Annotated in this window: 20 protein-coding genes; 18 read left to right on the forward strand and 2 right to left on the reverse strand. The window is 42.5% G+C overall.

The window, feature by feature from the left end; genetic code table 11:
• The 5 genes from J6836_RS09650 (at position 1) to J6836_RS09670 (ending at position 5,963) form a co-directional block, all read left to right on the forward strand.
• Positions 1-819, forward strand: a complete 819-nt coding sequence (locus J6836_RS09650) for a DNA adenine methylase (RefSeq protein WP_219248852.1) — start codon at positions 1-3, stop codon at positions 817-819.
• A complete protein-coding gene (locus J6836_RS09655; RefSeq protein ID WP_219248854.1) occupies positions 819-1,142 on the forward strand; it encodes a DUF5405 family protein in 324 nt (107 codons plus the stop codon). The genes J6836_RS09650 and J6836_RS09655 overlap by 1 nt, the downstream gene beginning before the upstream one ends.
• Positions 1,135-3,540 (forward strand): replication endonuclease, encoded by a 2,406-nt coding sequence (locus J6836_RS09660; protein ID WP_219248857.1) that lies wholly within the window; start codon positions 1,135-1,137, stop codon positions 3,538-3,540. Before J6836_RS09655 ends, J6836_RS09660 begins: the two co-directional genes overlap by 8 nt.
• Positions 3,541-3,696: 156 nt before the next feature.
• Positions 3,697-5,349 (forward strand): AAA family ATPase, encoded by a 1,653-nt coding sequence (locus J6836_RS09665; protein ID WP_219248858.1) that lies wholly within the window; start codon positions 3,697-3,699, stop codon positions 5,347-5,349.
• A complete protein-coding gene (locus J6836_RS09670; RefSeq protein ID WP_219248860.1) occupies positions 5,346-5,963 on the forward strand; it encodes an HNH endonuclease in 618 nt (205 codons plus the stop codon). Before J6836_RS09665 ends, J6836_RS09670 begins: the two co-directional genes overlap by 4 nt.
• Positions 5,964-6,740: 777 nt before the next feature.
• Here J6836_RS09670 and J6836_RS09675 read toward each other — a convergent pair.
• On the reverse strand, positions 6,741-7,778 hold the full coding sequence (locus J6836_RS09675) for a phage portal protein (RefSeq protein ID WP_219248862.1): 1,038 nt from the start codon (positions 7,776-7,778) through the stop codon (positions 6,741-6,743).
• Complete coding sequence (locus J6836_RS09680) at positions 7,778-9,535, reverse strand: terminase ATPase subunit family protein (RefSeq protein ID WP_219248864.1); 1,758 nt, start codon at positions 9,533-9,535, stop codon at positions 7,778-7,780. Before J6836_RS09680 ends, J6836_RS09675 begins: the two co-directional genes overlap by 1 nt.
• A 156-nt stretch (positions 9,536-9,691) precedes the next feature.
• On the opposite strand from J6836_RS09680, the gene J6836_RS09685 reads away from it, so the two are divergent.
• From J6836_RS09685 to J6836_RS09745, 13 genes are all read left to right on the forward strand, one after another.
• Positions 9,692-10,519, forward strand: a complete 828-nt coding sequence (locus tag J6836_RS09685) for a GPO family capsid scaffolding protein (RefSeq protein ID WP_219248866.1) — start codon at positions 9,692-9,694, stop codon at positions 10,517-10,519.
• A gap of 12 nt (positions 10,520-10,531) precedes the next feature.
• Complete coding sequence (locus tag J6836_RS09690; RefSeq protein WP_219248868.1) at positions 10,532-11,740, forward strand: phage major capsid protein, P2 family; 1,209 nt, start codon at positions 10,532-10,534, stop codon at positions 11,738-11,740.
• Positions 11,741-11,750: 10 nt separating this feature from the next.
• The gene (gene gpM / locus J6836_RS09695; protein ID WP_255586374.1) at positions 11,751-12,407 is read left to right on the forward strand and encodes a phage terminase small subunit; all 657 of its coding nucleotides are present in this window, start codon (positions 11,751-11,753) and stop codon (positions 12,405-12,407) included.
• Between the two features lie 87 nt (positions 12,408-12,494).
• Entirely contained in the window at positions 12,495-12,971 is a 477-nt protein-coding gene (locus tag J6836_RS09700) for a head completion/stabilization protein (RefSeq protein WP_219248870.1), read from the forward strand.
• The gene (locus J6836_RS09705; RefSeq protein ID WP_217008253.1) at positions 12,968-13,171 is read left to right on the forward strand and encodes a tail protein X; all 204 of its coding nucleotides are present in this window, start codon (positions 12,968-12,970) and stop codon (positions 13,169-13,171) included. Before J6836_RS09700 ends, J6836_RS09705 begins: the two co-directional genes overlap by 4 nt.
• Before the next feature lie 3 nt (positions 13,172-13,174).
• Positions 13,175-13,480: a phage holin family protein gene (locus J6836_RS09710; RefSeq protein WP_048606846.1), complete on the forward strand. Its 306-nt coding sequence runs from the start codon at positions 13,175-13,177 to the stop codon at positions 13,478-13,480.
• Entirely contained in the window at positions 13,473-13,880 is a 408-nt protein-coding gene (locus J6836_RS09715; protein ID WP_219248872.1) for a structural protein, read from the forward strand. The genes J6836_RS09710 and J6836_RS09715 overlap by 8 nt, the downstream gene beginning before the upstream one ends.
• Positions 13,877-14,428, forward strand: coding sequence for a DUF2570 domain-containing protein (locus J6836_RS09720; protein WP_219248873.1), 552 nt, complete (start codon positions 13,877-13,879; stop codon positions 14,426-14,428). Before J6836_RS09715 ends, J6836_RS09720 begins: the two co-directional genes overlap by 4 nt.
• Positions 14,412-14,840, forward strand: a complete 429-nt coding sequence (locus J6836_RS09725; RefSeq protein ID WP_219248874.1) for a phage tail protein — start codon at positions 14,412-14,414, stop codon at positions 14,838-14,840. Before J6836_RS09720 ends, J6836_RS09725 begins: the two co-directional genes overlap by 17 nt.
• The gene (locus J6836_RS09730) at positions 14,822-15,454 is read left to right on the forward strand and encodes a phage virion morphogenesis protein (RefSeq protein WP_255586375.1); all 633 of its coding nucleotides are present in this window, start codon (positions 14,822-14,824) and stop codon (positions 15,452-15,454) included. The genes J6836_RS09725 and J6836_RS09730 overlap by 19 nt, the downstream gene beginning before the upstream one ends.
• Before the next feature lie 88 nt (positions 15,455-15,542).
• On the forward strand, positions 15,543-15,926 hold the full coding sequence (locus J6836_RS09735) for a hypothetical protein (RefSeq protein ID WP_219248875.1): 384 nt from the start codon (positions 15,543-15,545) through the stop codon (positions 15,924-15,926).
• Between the two features lie 3 nt (positions 15,927-15,929).
• On the forward strand, positions 15,930-16,553 hold the full coding sequence (locus tag J6836_RS09740) for a phage baseplate assembly protein V (RefSeq protein ID WP_219248876.1): 624 nt from the start codon (positions 15,930-15,932) through the stop codon (positions 16,551-16,553).
• Positions 16,550-16,891, forward strand: a complete 342-nt coding sequence (locus tag J6836_RS09745; protein WP_219248877.1) for a GPW/gp25 family protein — start codon at positions 16,550-16,552, stop codon at positions 16,889-16,891. The genes J6836_RS09740 and J6836_RS09745 overlap by 4 nt, the downstream gene beginning before the upstream one ends.
• The last annotated feature ends 2 nt before the right edge of the window (positions 16,892-16,893 follow it).

Below are 16,893 nucleotides of genomic sequence, written 5' to 3' on the forward strand. Positions count from 1 at the left end.
GTGGCGAATAAAACTATCCTCAAATGGGCAGGCTCGAAAGTTCGAATTATGGACCAATTACACCCTCATTTACCAAAAGCAAAACGGTTAGTTGAGCCGTTCGCTGGTTCATGTGCTGTGATGATGAATACAGGCTATGAGCAGTATTTAATTGCCGATGCTAACCCTGATTTAATTAACTTATATGAAACTCTCACTATCTTACCTGAGAGTATGTTAATAGAGGCTTTGCCACTTTTTAGAAGGAATAATAGCGCTGATTATTATCTTGCTAGATCAGAGTTTAATGATAGTAAACAAGCATTATCACGGCTAAGACAAGCAAGTTTATTCCTGTATTTAAATAGACATTGCTTCAACGGGTTATGTCGTTATAACCAACAAGGTAAATTCAACGTCCCCTTTGGACAATACAAAGCACCGTACTTTCCTAAAAATGAAATTGATAGTTTTTGTGATAAGGCTTACTTCACCAAAACCAAAATTTTAAATCTTGAATGGCAAGATACTCTTTCACTGGTTGATTTCGGTGATGGTGTTTATTGTGATCCACCCTACATGGGCGGGCGCGATAGTTTTACTCAATATCATACTGCGGGCTTTACTAATTCTGATCACGAAGCATTAGCGATTGCGCTAAAAGATATTAATGATATCCAAGGCAACCCGATCACTGTATCCAACTCACCAGAAGCAAAAGTGCTTTACGCTGACCTCGGTTTTACTATCCATGAAATCGAAGCCCCACGAACAATTGCAGCGAACGGTAATCGTAAATTAGCCACTGAAATTATCGCTGTTTTAGCGGGGGTTAATTAATGACTCTCGACCCTAAAGACGGTGTTTATATCAGCGGAACGGCTTTTGCTATTCAACGCCATGTTGACGAAGATTCAAACGCGGTTCAATGGCGACTATTGCAAATCAATAAACTAGCTCGTTGTTATGAATTGGTTTGTTGCCATTCTGACCCGTGGCTGCTTGCGATTGAATTAACCTCTTATCACGTTAATCGTGTTAGAGGTAAAGGCATCAAGACACTTGATGTTTATCGTGAAACAGTTGACATCATTTCACGCCGTTGTGAAACGGCAATTAATTTATTAAGGCCCGAAACATTAGGCGGTGCTCTTAATGTCTAAGGCGATGAATTTTTCTATTTTCCCGATGACTTATACCGCGGATATGACTTTTCCGTATCCGTGGAATAAACCCAAAGAAAATAACTATTACAAAGCCGATATTGACGCGCTTGAAAAATTCCTTACCCATGAACAACAAATTCATGCGCAAGCGATTTTAGGTGAGGTTGAATCTTTACCCCGTATTTTACGTTATCGCATTCAAAAACATTATGAGTACATCATTCAAGAGTCTGGCGAATATAAAGCCTATGAGTTTTTGCGCTCTGATTTTTATAAACGAATATTTCCGCGAATTACGGCAGTTAATGCACGATATGAATTGGATACAAAAGCGCTATTGACGCTTTCAACTCGTTTTACCCCTGAAATTAGTCAATTTAACCGCCTGTTTGATCTTTATGACAAGCCAATCAAAAAGCTTGCTGAACACATTTCTAGTGGCTTTTTCACATTGTATGAAGCCTATTGCGACCAGTTAACTGAGCAAAACGGCGGTGACCGCGAAATCATTTATGAAGATTCGGCACAGACCCAAATTTACGGGGCTCTGGCTGAATTGTCTTGTGGTTTACATGTTGCCCCACTTTATTATCAAAGCTATCTCAAAGTCTTAAAAAACCGTAACCGCCGCAGAGGAAAACAGGATTTAACCACGCGCCAAGTGATTGCGGCTGTTTCCCGCCTTGTAAATGCAGACTATTGGCATCGCAAGCTAAAAGCCCATAGAACACAATGGATTGAGGCAATCATGATTGCCAATATGGACGTGTGCATCAATCGCCACCCATACGCCAGCAAGCAAGCGATCCGCGCCGTTCAAGCGCAGCGTTTATCCAACATGCAATATTTACAGGGCATGGATATTCAAGATATTGAAACGGGTGAACGTTTTGATCTGTTTGAAAAAGTCATGGCGAGCGTGTCAAACCCTGAAATTCGCCGCATGGAATTAATGGCGCAAATGGCAGGGATTGAGCGCGTAGCGAAAGAGCGTGGAGATATCGGGATGTTTATCACGTTAACGTGCCCGTCAAAGTACCACCCGACAAAGCAACGCAAAGGTAAAAATAAAAGCGATTTGCACGCTGTGCTCAATCATAAATGGAAAGATGAGGCTTACACCCCAAAAGACGGGCAGCGTTATTTAGTCAAAGTGTGGTCGCGCATTCGTTCCGCTTTCAATGATAACAATATCAATATTTACGGTGTTCGTGTTGTTGAGCCGCATCATGACGGCACCCCGCACTGGCACATGTTACTTTTTGTTGATAAAGCCAGCCGTGCAAGAGCCATTGATATTATGCGTAAACGTGCCCTGAAAGAAGATGGTAACGAAGCAGGCGCACAAAAATACCGATTTGAGTGTAAACATATGAACCGCGGCGGTGCCGTAGGTTACATCGCGAAATATATTGCAAAAAATATCGATGGGTATGCCCTTGATGGTGAAGTAGACCACGAAACAGGCAAAGATTTAAAAAGCATGGCGGCAGCCGTGACTGCATGGGCGTCTACGTGGCGCATTCCACAATTTCAATTCTATAAGCTTCCCTCTAAAGGCGCGTACCGTGAATGCCGCCGCTTGCCTCGTGGTGTATCTATTGCTGACAAGCTTGGTGATGTTGCTGAGCGTGTTAGAGCTGCCGCAGACCAAGGCAAATTTGATGAATACATCATGTCACAAGGTGGCCCATGTATTCGCCGAAGAGAAGAAACCATCCGTGTTGCCCGTGAAGTCAGTGACGTGAATGTTTATGGAGAGGAGGTTCAAAAGGTTGTGGGTGTTTACCATCAACTCAAAGCCGATGCACCAGTACTTAAAACCCGTGAAAGAAAGTACCAAATCGTCAAGAAAAGTGCCGTTGACGTTGATTTTAATCTTTTAAAGAGCGACAGCGGAGCGACTCGGAGTCCTGTCAATAACTGTAGATCGCGGATCACATCCAATCTATCAGATGTGCAATTTTACGAGCCTGAGCACGGCTCAGGTGAAGTATGCAACATTAAGGAATATGGTTTCGCGTTTATAGAAACAAACGCACAGAACACAGCAGAGAGCGAAATATCACAGGGAAATCAACAAAGACAGATTTCAAACATTGAAGTAAGTGAGGTCGATAAAGAAATTCAGTCGGAAATTATCAATTTTGCCAACGAAGTCGGCATTAATTTCGATATTCCACAGATTGAAACCATGTTCATTAACGGTTTAGGCGTGAGTGATGGGCTCCATTTTATAAAAGTTGATGGGAAACGATTGAGATTGAGTTTAAACGAGGACGGGAAAGAAGTGCAAAGGCACGAGTTGGAGGTGCAGAAAGCATCTGTCAGTAATAAACATCGGAAACGATATGAGCATGCATTGGTCAGAATTAATAAATTGAGAGGAAAGTAAATGAGTGATGGAATGATTATTTTTTTAATCGTTTGGGGGCTTGTTGCTGAGTCAACTTTTCATTAATTAGTAGGAAGCAAGTCATATTGAATCACAATAGCAACTATGTAAAAAAAGCTTTATGCTATAGATATCATGACAAATTAGGAAAGTACAATGTTGTTGAAGAATATTTCTTTTTTAGGAAAATCTATCAATCTTGCCGATGACCAATCTCATGAGGATTCAAATGTTATAACTATACTAATGGGAAATAATGGTTCTGGAAAAAGCAGGATCTTCCAGACAATATGTTCAGCATTTATACACGTCCTCCACAATGACATAATTACGTATAACTTGAAAAATATAACTAATCATTCTCATCTAGATGGGTTTGGCAGTTTATCTTATAAGAAAGATGGTGACCTTTATTCTCTAAGCCGCTTTAGTGCTCCGATTACTTGTACGTATAGTATTGGCGACAATGCATCCATTACTTTCATGTCGTTGTATCCATATGAACAGATTCGTAAATATAACGCAGATAAGCTAATTGAAGAAAATCTTATTGACGAGTTAAGCTATATTTTTCTTCAAGATGTTAAACGCCACAGCAAAAATTTTCAATTTAATAAAAATGGAGAAGTATGTAGCAGGCTTAATATGCCTAATAAAGTTTTAGCAGTTACAAGTAGTCCATACGACAAATTTCCATTTTTAAACTCGCATTCAGGATCATTCAGCTTATCTCCATATGTTTATTTGGGAGCAAGAGAAAAGCAACGAGCAGGATACAGACATAATTATGGTTATCTCAGTTATAAATTTGATCAATTAGGTGCATCTTTTATTAAGTTACTTTTAAAACCGAAACAAGAGTATTTTGACTTTTCAAAAATGCTTGATTTTTTAAATATATCCAGCTCTTTTACATTGAAACTATTTTTAAGTGAAAGAGTTGGAAAAGAGGATTTGACCCAAGAAAATATTCTTGAGTCTGTTCGTAGTATTAGTTTCTTTAAAGGCAAAGGCCATGAAATAAAAAGTAATGAAATTGATGAAGATGAATTATCGAAACGCCTTCTTGAAGCCGTAAGATATATAGGTGGTGACGAATTAGGAAAAGATGATCATTACTTTAACCCGATTGAAATTTCATACGAAGTTGACTTGACTAAAGGAGGGCATGATAGGTTACGTTTAAACGCATTAGAGCTTTTATCTGAGTATGGGATAGTTGAGCTTGATGATGTCATTTTCTCTAAATCAGAATCAAAGCAAGAATTTTTACTTTCGCAAGCAAGTTCTGGAGAACTTAGCCTGCTATTTACCATGTCCTCCATTGCTGGTGAAATACAAGATGGCTCACTTATTTTAATTGATGAACCAGAAATAAGCTTGCATCCCAAATGGCAATTGGAGTTTTTATCTTTACTCACAGATGTTTTTTCTAATTACAAAGCCTGTCATTTTATAATAGCCACACACTCTCCAAATATAATTTCGTCTCTCCCAGAAAATGATGCATATATTGTCAATATTGAAACAGATGAAACAGATTTAATGCCTTCAAAATTGTACCACAATAGGTCAGCGGACTTTCAACTTGCGAAGGTATTTAACTCACCCGGTAACAACAATGAATATCTGCTTAGTCAAGTTATTGAGGTGTTAGATAATCTATGTAAATCGAAAGAATTTGATGATGAGTCGTTAACTACGGCAAAGTGGCTTTTGACTTTTGAAAATAAATTAGAGGATGATGATAAGGTAAAAACACTGTTAAATATTTTAAAAAAGACAATGGAGGCATTAAAAATAAAATGAATCCATATTTATTTAATGCAGAAGAATTGAAAATTATAACTGCATTGCAAAGCAAAAACCTATCTTCGAAAGACATGTGGGAAGATAATAGTGTAAGTGATATAAAATCACGCCTAAAAAAACACTATATCATGGAGCAAAAACAGAAGTGTGCATACTGTAAAGTGGAACTTCACACTAACCATGGAATGGTGTGGGATACTGAACATATTATTGATAAAGATTCTTTCCCTCAATGGACATTCGAGTCTCTAAACTTATGTGTTTCATGTAAGGATTGCAATCAGGCCAAATGGAATAAAAATGTAATTAAATCAAATTATTATAAAAAATTCCCTAGTAAAGATGCTAATTATTATATAGTTCATGCTCATTTTGATAATTACGTGGATCATATTGAGGCTGCTGTTCCAGGTGTAACTTATCGATATAAAACAGAAAAAGGGAAGCGTACGATAGAGATTTGTGGCCTTCTTAGGTACCATAAAATAGGCGATAGGAAGGATATAGACCCAACATTACAGGCCGTACTATCTTATGCTGCTAACATACAAACACCAGAAGCACTGCAAAATGCTCTTAACTTTCTTTTGAAGAGTGTTCAAGGAGAATAGTCGTTTTGTTGAGTAAATTTGATAGAAATTTCTTTATCAATAAGTTATGACACACTTCTAATTGGTTAACATAGCGCGATGTGAGCAATTTCGGCTTCACGTTCAAAACCAACTGTCAGATTATACAATATTCTGTCTGGAAAAACTGACGAACTAATATAGCTTAAGCCTCAATATAGTGGCTTAAGCCTAACTTTCACTATTTCATTTCTATATTTTCTATTTTTAAATGAATACTCAAATATTAAAATTTCTAATTACTGCTGTCATTCCCTCTTGCCCCTCCTATTTTTATAATAGATTTTTAATTTACTCGTATAATTTCAAATTATATTTGTGTCAATTCGCAATTTCCCGCCCAAATCTGCATGAACAAAAAAGGATCGTTACCTGTGCGAAGCGCCACCACTGGCGCAGTTCAGACGATTTCTTGCGAGTGCATGAAAACCGACCTATTTAGTGGGCAGGCGTGGCGGGGTCACGATTGCGCGGCGAGGTGTTTATTGTTAAATATCCGTCCGCAAAATCTCCGAGCCGTCACGGCGTTAAAATCAAATTTATATAACTAGATAGCAATTATTTTTGCGTGTGTTGTGGTGGCGTATGGTGCGTTTAAACCACTATTTGATGGGCCTGATTTCTGGCGAATTCGTCTTGGTGAGATAGGTTTGGTATAATAAAGTGGGGTCTTATTATTATTTAGAGCATCGAGAAAGCCGACCTACAGGTAAAAAAATACCGCCTCAGTGGGCGGCATCATTGAATTAACGAGTAATATTATTCATCGTCTAAATCCAGCGAGTATTTATTAAACTTAATAATCTCCCCGCCAAACCAATCATTCAATTGCATCATCTTACTTTGTAACGGCATCAACTCATTACGCACAAACACCTTTGCCGCTTTCTCAACATCACCAAAGCCGCCCACGTTTTCAGGAATGATCCCCATGATTTGTGGTGGCACACGGTGTGCCGCTAACATATCGTCGCGGCTCACATTCTTGATATTGAGAAATTCATCTTTTGCCGCTGCTTCAGAAAGTGGGATTGTTTGGATGCCGTCTTTCTTTCCCCCTGGTGCATACAAAAATAAATTGCGGAAATTACCCAACCCCTTGCTGCTTTTCAGGGCTTCACGAATTTTATCCACATCATCAGTTTTTTGTGCCGCATCACTGATATACAAGATATAACCCGCGTGCGAACCATTGAGATAATACTTGCGGCGAAATAGTGTTGCGGCCTCGTTCAGTAGCACCGATGGGATTGCCGCAAGATATTCAGGTAAGCCGTATAGTTCCTGATTAATATCAGGCTCAATTAAGTGAAACACTTTGCCCGTTTGAAATTCATACGGTTTGATATCATACCCATATTGCACAAACCAGTAAGTTTCAAGGTCAACACCGCGGCGGGTAAACTTTGCGGGGGTGTGCTTAAAGTTCAATGCTTGCCCTAATCGGTTATCACGCAATTCAAGATAGCCGTTACCAAACAGTAAAAAATCTAACGCCCAGCTATCAAACGCCTGACGGCTTAAATATTTATTGGGAATAAAGGTGCTGGTAAGAATATTACGTTTTACATAAATCGCACTGCTATGATGTGGAGCTGCGCGGAACGTGCGCGCAAGGCCATTAAAACTGATGGGCGGCTCATAGTAATTATCAATTTGTACACATTCGAGGTAATCAAAAATCTCACGCTTGTCTAACACGGGTATTGGACTGCCAAAGGTGAACGCCTCAGCGGGTGCATGGTCTGCGGCTTGTGCCAGTGTTTGTGGCTGGCGTTTTTTATTTCTACGGCTCATTAAAATACCTCGACAATATTGTGTTGATTGTGATTTTCACCAGTGATTGGCTCGTTATAAAGGGCGTGCATGGTCGCCCACGCTAAGTCAGCATGGCTGGCCTCTTCGCTGCGGTCTGCTTCATAGGTTGGGCGGTTACCACTGGCAGTGGTCGCACGGCGAATAGCCATGAAAGATTGGGTGATATCATTGCTTCCCGCATCATATTCAAGGCGGTCATGGCTAATCACGTCATAGGCCTTAAGCACTAAGGCATTTTTTAATGCAGGGTTATAGATAAATTCTTTTGCGGCAGGGAAGAATTCCTGCACATTTTTCAGGACTCCGTGACCAATACCCGTAGAGTCAATCCCGATGTATTGCACGTTGTAACGCTCGGTAAGTTCTTTTATCGCATCCGATTGCGCGCGAAAATCCATGCCGCGCCATTGATGATGTTCAAGAATGCGAAACTTACAGCCTTTATGTAGTGGTGGCGCAATCACCACGCAACCTGCGCTGTCGCCATTTTGCGTGCCTTTCGCGGGGTCGTAACCAATCCAAACAGGGTGATAGGCATAAGGGCGTATCATTAACGGTTGAACGTCGTCCCATATTTCCCAGCTGTCCACCATGCATTTTTGCATTAACTGCAAGTTGAAAATGGACGCGATATCGTCAACAAACTCACACATCAGTAAGTTTTCGAATTCATCAGGACTGTATTCTAAATACAGCTGGTCGATATCAAATAAATTACACCCACCCCGCATGGCATCTTCGATGGTGACAATTTGCCGCCACTGACCATCACCGCACATCATGCCATTTACTAACGCTTGGTGACTGATATCTACCTCAACGTGATCCCCTTTACGGCGACCACGATTAAATAATTTTCCTGACCAGAACGGATACGCACTGTGGGTCAAAGCCGATGGGGTCGAAAAGTAGGTTTGACGCCATTTTTTGTGCATGGCCATACCCGACGCTACCTTGCGTAACTCTTGGAATTTGGGTATCCAAAAATATTCATCAAGGTACAAATTACCGTGGTAGCTCTGGGCGGTGCGAGCATTGGTGCCAAGAAAATACATTGTCGCGCCATTGGGCAAAACAATGGGGTCGCCTTTTAAATCCACATCCACTTCCCGCGCCATGTCAATAATGTAGCCTTTGAATACGTGCGCTTGGGCTTTACTCGCCGATAAAAATATTTGGTTTCGGCCTGTGGTGAGTGCATCCATAAACGCTTCACGGGCAAAAAAGTAAGTCGCCCCGATTTGACGTGATTTTAAGATATTACGAATGCGGTGTTGATGGCCTGCGCCATACCAAACCTTTTGGTAGGCAAACATATTTTCACGAAAGATTTCTTCCAGCTTTTCGATCTGCTCTTCACTAAACAGATTCTTTTCAGGAGCGCGGCGCTCACCACTATTTCGATTGGCAAGTTTGGGGTTTAAATCCACTTCATTGCCACCGTTTTGATACTTATGAATTTTGGCGTGTCGTTCGACTTGGCGGTAAAGCAAGTCAATTTCTTTATAGTCTTTACCCTCTTTATTTTCTTTACTAATTAGCGTACAAAGTCGCATTTCCAGCGTCATTTCCACGCGCTCAACGGGGGTGATTTCATCCCATTTATCGCGGCGCTTCCAACTGTGGATTGTCGCGGCTTTTTCCTTGAGAGCCTCGGCAATACGCGCGATGCGATACCCACTAAAGTACATGTGCATAGCGCGTTTTCTTGGGTCAAAATCGTGTAATGTTTTCATGTCGCCAGATTACTGACTCACTCGTCCTCTCGCCCTGTGTCGCCGTTGTACCATTTCCCACACAATGGCAAAGCATTGTTTCTTAACCCCCATCCCTGAACACATAGGCTCACAATTTTTTATATTCATATCCATTTAATTGCTGGAGCCTAAGCAATGACAAAAAAATCCAAACCCGTGCGCCTTTGTGTTGAGGGAGCCACTACAGATGGACGCAAAGTACAGCGCCAATGGTTAACGGACATCGAAAAAAATTATGACAAAAATGTCTACGGTGCCCGTATCAACATGGAGCATATGAATTACTCATGGATGCCACGTTATGGCGATGTGGAGTCGGTCTATACCGAAGAAATAAGCGAGGGGGCATTAAAAGGCAAACTGGCTTTGTATGGCGTGTTAACGCCTACTGATTCATTAATCGAAATGAATAAAAAACGCCAGAAAGTCTATACCTCTGTCGAAATCAATCCGAATTTCTCCGATATGAACGCTGCTTATTTAGTGGGTTTGGCGGTCACCGATAACCCTGCAAGTCTTGGCACGAGCATGCTTGAGTTTAGTGCAGGCTCAGGCAAAACGACTGCATTCTCTGAACGTAAGCAAGATAAGGACAACGTCTTTACGGCGGCGGAAGAAACGTCCATTGAATTTACTGATGAAGAAGACAAAAGCGATAAGCCCAATTTATTTGAACGCATCAAAGCCAAGTTTAGCCAAGAGCGTAAACGCAGTGATGCCAATCTAGATGATGTGCATCAAGCTATTGAACTTTGCGCAGAAGAGCAGACCGAAACTGCGGAAAAGGTCAGCCAGCTTCAATCGCAAGTCAAAGCGTTATCGGGTGTCAAAAAAGAAAATGAAACCCTGCGCAGCGAGTTGGACCAACTCAAAAAAGACTTAAGCCAGCAAGATAATGGGCAACATCGCCCCACGTCTTTTGGTGGTAACACGACTAATACTGAAAACCTGACTGATTGCTAAACGGGAACGATAATGAGAAAAGAAACAAAAGTTAAATTTAACGGTTACATGACCCGCCTTGGTGAAATTTACGGTGTTCAGCCACACGAATTCGCAGCAAAAGTGGAAATTGAGCCTTCAGCAGCCCAAAAGCTGGAAAGTAAAATTCAGTTAAGCGCCGTCTTTCTGACCAAAATTAATATCGTGCCAGTAAAAGACCAAGTCGGTGACAAAATAGGCATCGGTATTGGAACAACCATTGCAGGCACGACAGACACCAACAAACAAGACCGTGAACCGACTGACCCGACACAATTGGAAAAACAAGGTTATCACTGCCGCCAAACAAATTTCGATACCGCTATTCGTTATGAAAAACTGGATATGTGGGCAATTTTTGAAGATTTCCAGCGCCGTATCCGCGATGCGATTATCCAACGCCAAGCCCTTGACCGAATCATGATTGGCTTTAACGGTACGAGCCGCGCGGCAACGTCAGACCGCAAAGTCAACAAGCTACTACAGGACGTGAATGTCGGTTGGTTACATAAAATCCGCCTTGAAGCCCCTGATCATGTTTTAGGTTCATCCACGGATAAAGACACCAACAAAATCACACCTGAGCCAATCAAAGTGGGTAAAGGTGAAGATTATGAAAACCTTGATGCACTAGTTATGCAAGCTGTCGACCACGCCATTTCCGAAGTGTATGCCGATGATACTGATTTAGTGGTTATCTGTGGTCGTTCATTATTAGCCGATAAATATTTCCCTATCGTCAATCGTGATCAGGCCAATACCGAGGCGTTAGCTGCCGATGTGATTATTAGCCAAAAACGCCTCGGTGGATTGCCCGCAGTGCGTGTGCCTTATTTCCCAAAAAATGGAATGCTTATCACGCGATTAGATAATTTATCCATTTACTGGCAAATCGACTCACGCCGCCGCCAAGTGGTTGATAATGCAAAACGTGATCGTATCGAAAACTACGAATCCGTGAATGAAGATTACATCATTGAAGATTACGACTGCGTAGCGCTGATTGAAAACATTGAGCTTACAAAAGGCAAGCAAGAGCCAGATGCACCGACGGGTGATGATGCAGAGCAAAAAGCAAAGATGCTCGCGACATTGGAAGAAAACGAAGCATTGAAAGCGGAACTGGACGCGCTGAAAAAAGGCGTTGAGCAACCGAAAAATGCAGAATCCGAAAAAACAGGTAAAGAAAACAAAGGCGCATAAGGGGTAAGTCGTGAACCTGTGGGAAAAAAAGCGCATGCAAGTGGAAGCCAAGAACGTCAGCGCCTATGGCGTTCTTGCTGACCCATCGGTAGCAACGCAAGTTAAATTGATGCTACGCCAGCACATGCGAGACCTCAGTAAAACACAGTCATTTGAACGCAAAGCGGTCTATAAGCGAAAAGCCTTGCCGCTTTACGAAACGTGGATCACGGAAACCCTTAAGGGGAATTCAGGCGTTCAAGATGATGTGTTGATGTATCTGATGTTGTGGAGTTTTGACGCGGGCGTTTATGTGCAAGGGCTCGATATTGCGGAGTATGCCCTTCAGCACAATCTTAACATGCCCGCAGGTCAATCCCGCACAACGGGGTGCGCCATTGCCGAGGAAATGGGCGATAGAGCTAAAGAATCCTATACCGCAAAAAATCCCATTCCATTGGATATATTGCAGCGCACCATGTCATTGATTGAGCATGAAGATATGCCCGATAAAGTGCGTGGTGAACTGCATAAATGGCTCGGTTACAGCTTGCGAGACAACGATTTTCCACAGCCAGCCTTATGTGAGTTAATGCGTGCCCTTGAGCTTAATGAACGCTGCGGTGTTAAGCAGGACATTAAGAATATTGAAAAATTTTTGTCAGTGAAAAACAGCGCTGACGAATAAAGAACGTGCCAACGCGCAAGGCGGCGCGAGATAAGAAATTTGTTTTCGGACTCTCGCCCACCGCCTACCTATTTTAAAGGTGCCTTTATGGATTTTGTTTCACCCGAACCCGCCAACGAAAAAGACGAAACGCTCACCAGTGGTGTGTTTTGGCCTGAGATTAAGACTCGTGCATTTCGCGAGTCAATGCGAGTTGACGGCACAGTTACCCAAAGTCGGTTAATTGAAGCGTTAAAAAACGCCATCATTGAAACCAATCGTGAACTGTCCAGCTTTCAACAGCAAGAAATCCACTTAGGTTATGCAACCTTAGAGGCCGTCCCCGCCAGTAAAATCACGCATGGGGAGATTGACGTATCCGAATTAGTGATCCTTTATCGCCGCGCGGTATTCAGCACCGCCAAAGCAAATTTGACCGAGCGTTACCGCGATATTGATACCACGCCAAACGGCAGCAAAAAAGCCGATGCCCTTGAGCCCAATATTGATGATTTACAGCGTGATGCGATTTGGGCTATCCAGCGCATTAAGGGAACGACACATAACATTGTTGAGCTGATATGAAAATCAGAACGATGAAAGGTGACACCGTGGATGGGATATGTTGGCGATTTTATGGCAGAACCACGGGCATGACTGAGGCTGTCTTGTTGGCGAATCCCAACCTTGCCGAACAAGGTGCCGTGATGCCTGCGGGGATAGTGATTGAATTACCTGAAGTCACCGAAGAGCCAGTACAGCCACTTATACAATTATGGGATTGATACATGTTTGATAAAGATCCGAACAGTTTCGGTATCGCACAGTGGTTATTGATGCTCTTCATTTCAATGTGGGGAGGTGTTGTGAGATACATCATTGATGTTAAAACAAATAATGCCCCGTGGAGCTGGTTTGCGGCTTTTATGCAAATGGTTGTTTCTGGCTTCACAGGGTTACTCGGTGGGCTACTCTGCATAGAGTACAACCAAAGCCAATACATTACGCTGTTTGCAACTGGCGTTTGTGGCGCTATGGGGAGTGTCGCCCTCACTTATTTCTGGTCACGTTTTACAGGAGGAAAACATGTCTAACCTACCGCGCGGTATACGCAACAATAATGCGGGCAATATTCGCCATGGCGAAAAATGGCAAGGGCTAAGCCCAACCCAAACCGATAAGGATTTTTGTCAGTTTATCAACCCTGTATGGGGTATTCGTGCATTATTTAAAGTGCTGTTTACATACCAAAATAAACACCATAAAAAAACCATCCGCCAAATCATTGACCGTTACGCCCCACCGAATGAAAACCATACGGAAAATTACATTCAATTTGTAGCAAAAAAATTAGAGGTCAGTGCAGATGATGAAATTAGAGTGGGAGACAAAACCACGCTTTATGCACTATCTGAGGCCATTATTAAAATGGAAAACAGCAATCAGCACCCTTACAACGTGACTCAGTACGATGAGGCCTATCGATTGCTATGAAAAAATGGGCGATAGGAACCGCGGTTTTCCTTGTTGCCAGTCTGGTTATCGCAGGCTGGCAAGGTATCAATAAAATAGAAAGGCTTAATGAAATAGTCGGCACATTAACTGCAGACAACAAACAGCTATTGTTAGACGTGGATAAAAAATCCGCACTGATCACTGACCAATCTTTAAGTTTTCACCGTGCGAATCAAATCGCGGGTGATGCCTATCGCCGCGGCATTATTCAACGTGCCGCCGCCGAGGAAAGAAAAATTGAATATAGAACCATTCTTAAAAACGAGCCAACGTGTGATTTACCTGTGCCTGAGTCTCTTTCTGATCGGGTGCTCAACAACGCCTACCGTATCCGTGCAAGCGCAATGCGTCCCCATCCCGAAAACCTTAACGCAACAAGTCCCGCCGCCGTTACCAGACGGGTTCTAACCTATTGCGATTTAGCGTTGATGGTTGACCCTTTGCTCGCGGCCTTAGAAACCACCAATATTCAACTGGGTGCGATTGAGCGATTTGATGAGGAGCGGAACGGTGAAAAAACTCACTAGCTTGAGGGGCTACATAGACAGCAAAGTCCCTTTTCTCAAAGATAACCCTGAAAACCTGTATTTATTTGTTGAAAATGGACGGATTATTTCCACGTTGGAAGAAACGCCCAGCTTTGAATATGAATACACCGCCAATATTATTATCGAACACTACAGCGGTGACCAAAATGTGTTAATTGCCGTGGTAAATGATTGGCTAAGAAAAAATCAATCCGATATTTCAGCAAACCCGACAAAGCGCCAACAAGACTTTAAATTTGAAGCCGTGATTTTAGATAACACCACTGCCCATATCAGTATTGAATTAAATCTTACTGAGCGTGTGCTTGCTATTGATAAAGACGGTAAATATGTGATTGAGGCAATACCTGAGCCAGTGGATCCCTTTGATGAATGGCAAACAACACGATGAATGACGACACATTGCGGCAGCTTGATAGTGAGTTAACACATTTATTAAATCGAATGTCACAAGGCCAGCGCAGGCAGCTTGCCAAAGAAATCACCCGAGATTTACGTCGTTCTCAAATTAGGCGCATTCAACAGCAGAAAAACCCCGATGGTAGCCCATACACCAAACGCAAGGCCAGCTTTGTCACCGTGCAGCGCGAAATCCAATTTATGTGGCACGGTCAAAAACGTACCTTGCGTAACTGGCGCGGTAATAGCAAAACAATCACAGGGCAAGATGCGAATAAAAAAGCCCAACGCTCATTTCGCAAGTCAGATATTCAGCGTTATATCAGCATCAAGAAAGATAAAATCAGTACAGCGCGTAAAACCAAGCAAACCCGCATGTTTAAAAAGCTCGCCACTGCCCGTTTTTTACGTGCCTTTAGCAGCGATAAAGAAGCCGCGATTTATTTTTTACCCTCTGCGGGAAATATTGCAGGCGTGCATCAATTTGGCTTAACAGAACGTATTGGCAATGCAAAAATCACCTACCCATCCCGCCAGTTGCTAGGGCTGACGCCACAAGAAATCAGGCATATCGAAAGCCAGATTATTGATTTTCTCTCACGATAATTTGTATCACAGACAGCACAAAAGGCATTGGCTGCAATCAATGCGCTATCAATGGCACGCTTAAGAAAATTATTTTTTTGAGGTTGCCATGCGCAAATACATTCCGCTGATCCCTGCTCTATTTGTCATTTTTTATTCACTGGTTGTTTTTTTTGATATGGGTGTAGGAAACTATATTTCTGTGGTGATCATCAATACCTGCGTTTCACTTCACGGCTTTAAATTGTTTTTCACTCTCGCACCTTTTTTATCCAATAAAGATTATGAATATACATTTGAGGGTGCAGAAAAACTCCTCATACCGTTTGATGAGTGGATTTATCGAATGGCGATTTTATTGACAACGATTGGTGTAATTATCTTAATCATAACAAGTCAGTGGGTTGTCGTGCCGTTCTTTGTATTTTGGTGTTTTTGGCAGGGGCTGGCTCGTGGAGTACTCTTATCCGCAGTCAAGGCAGAGAGTAAATAAATCATGTCTGCCGAAATTCGCCGCCTTATTAATAATCTTATCCGCGTAGGTGTGGTGGTTGCCGTTGATGCCAAAAAAGGCTGTCGGGTGCAAATTGGAAACCTAGAAACCGACTGGCTAAATTGGATCACCTTACGTGCTGGTGTAACTCGAACCATGAATGCCCCTAGTGTGGGCGAGCAAGTGATTATTTTGGCGATAGGTGGTGAGCTTACCACGGCATTTGTCCTGACAGGCATTTTCTCCGATGAGCATGCCGAACCGACGGATTCACTGACAGCAGACCATTGCACCTATTCAGATGGGGCAATCATTGAGTATGAGCCTGCCACGGGTGCACTGAAAGCAACAGGGGTTAAAACTGCGACGATTGAGGCCAGTGAGCAAATCAACGCCACCACAAAAGTGGTTGTCGTCAATGCCAGCAAACAAATTGAGCTCACCACACCAACGGTGATTTGTTCAGAAAATCTGACCTGCGCCACGCTCAATGTCACCGAGGGCGGTGAAATGACGGGCGATTTCACACACACTGGCGGCGCAATTACATCCAATGGTGTTACGGTGCATGATCATATTCATGGCGGCGTGCGTAGCGGTGGTGAATCCACAGGAAAACCACAATGAGATATTGCGGTATGAGTCGAGAGAATGGAATGTTCATTTCCGATATTGACCACATACGCCAATCCGTGCGCGATATTTTGATCACCCCTATTGGCTCACGCATCGCTCGGCGAAATTATGGCTCGCTATTATCAGAGCTTATCGACCAGCCCCAAAATCCTGCCCTGAAATTGCAGCTGATGTCAGCCTGTTATACCGCACTCATAAAATGGGAGCCGCGCATTTTGTTAACCCGAATTAATTTAAGCAGCTCCGAGGCCGCGCAAATGGTGATTGATATTGAAGCCACAAACCAAGACACCAACCAGTCATTTAATTTTTCGGTCAATGTGAGGTAACT

Source organism: Providencia sp. R33, assembly GCF_019343475.1.
In the GTDB taxonomy this organism is placed as follows: Bacteria; Pseudomonadota; Gammaproteobacteria; order Enterobacterales; family Enterobacteriaceae; genus Providencia.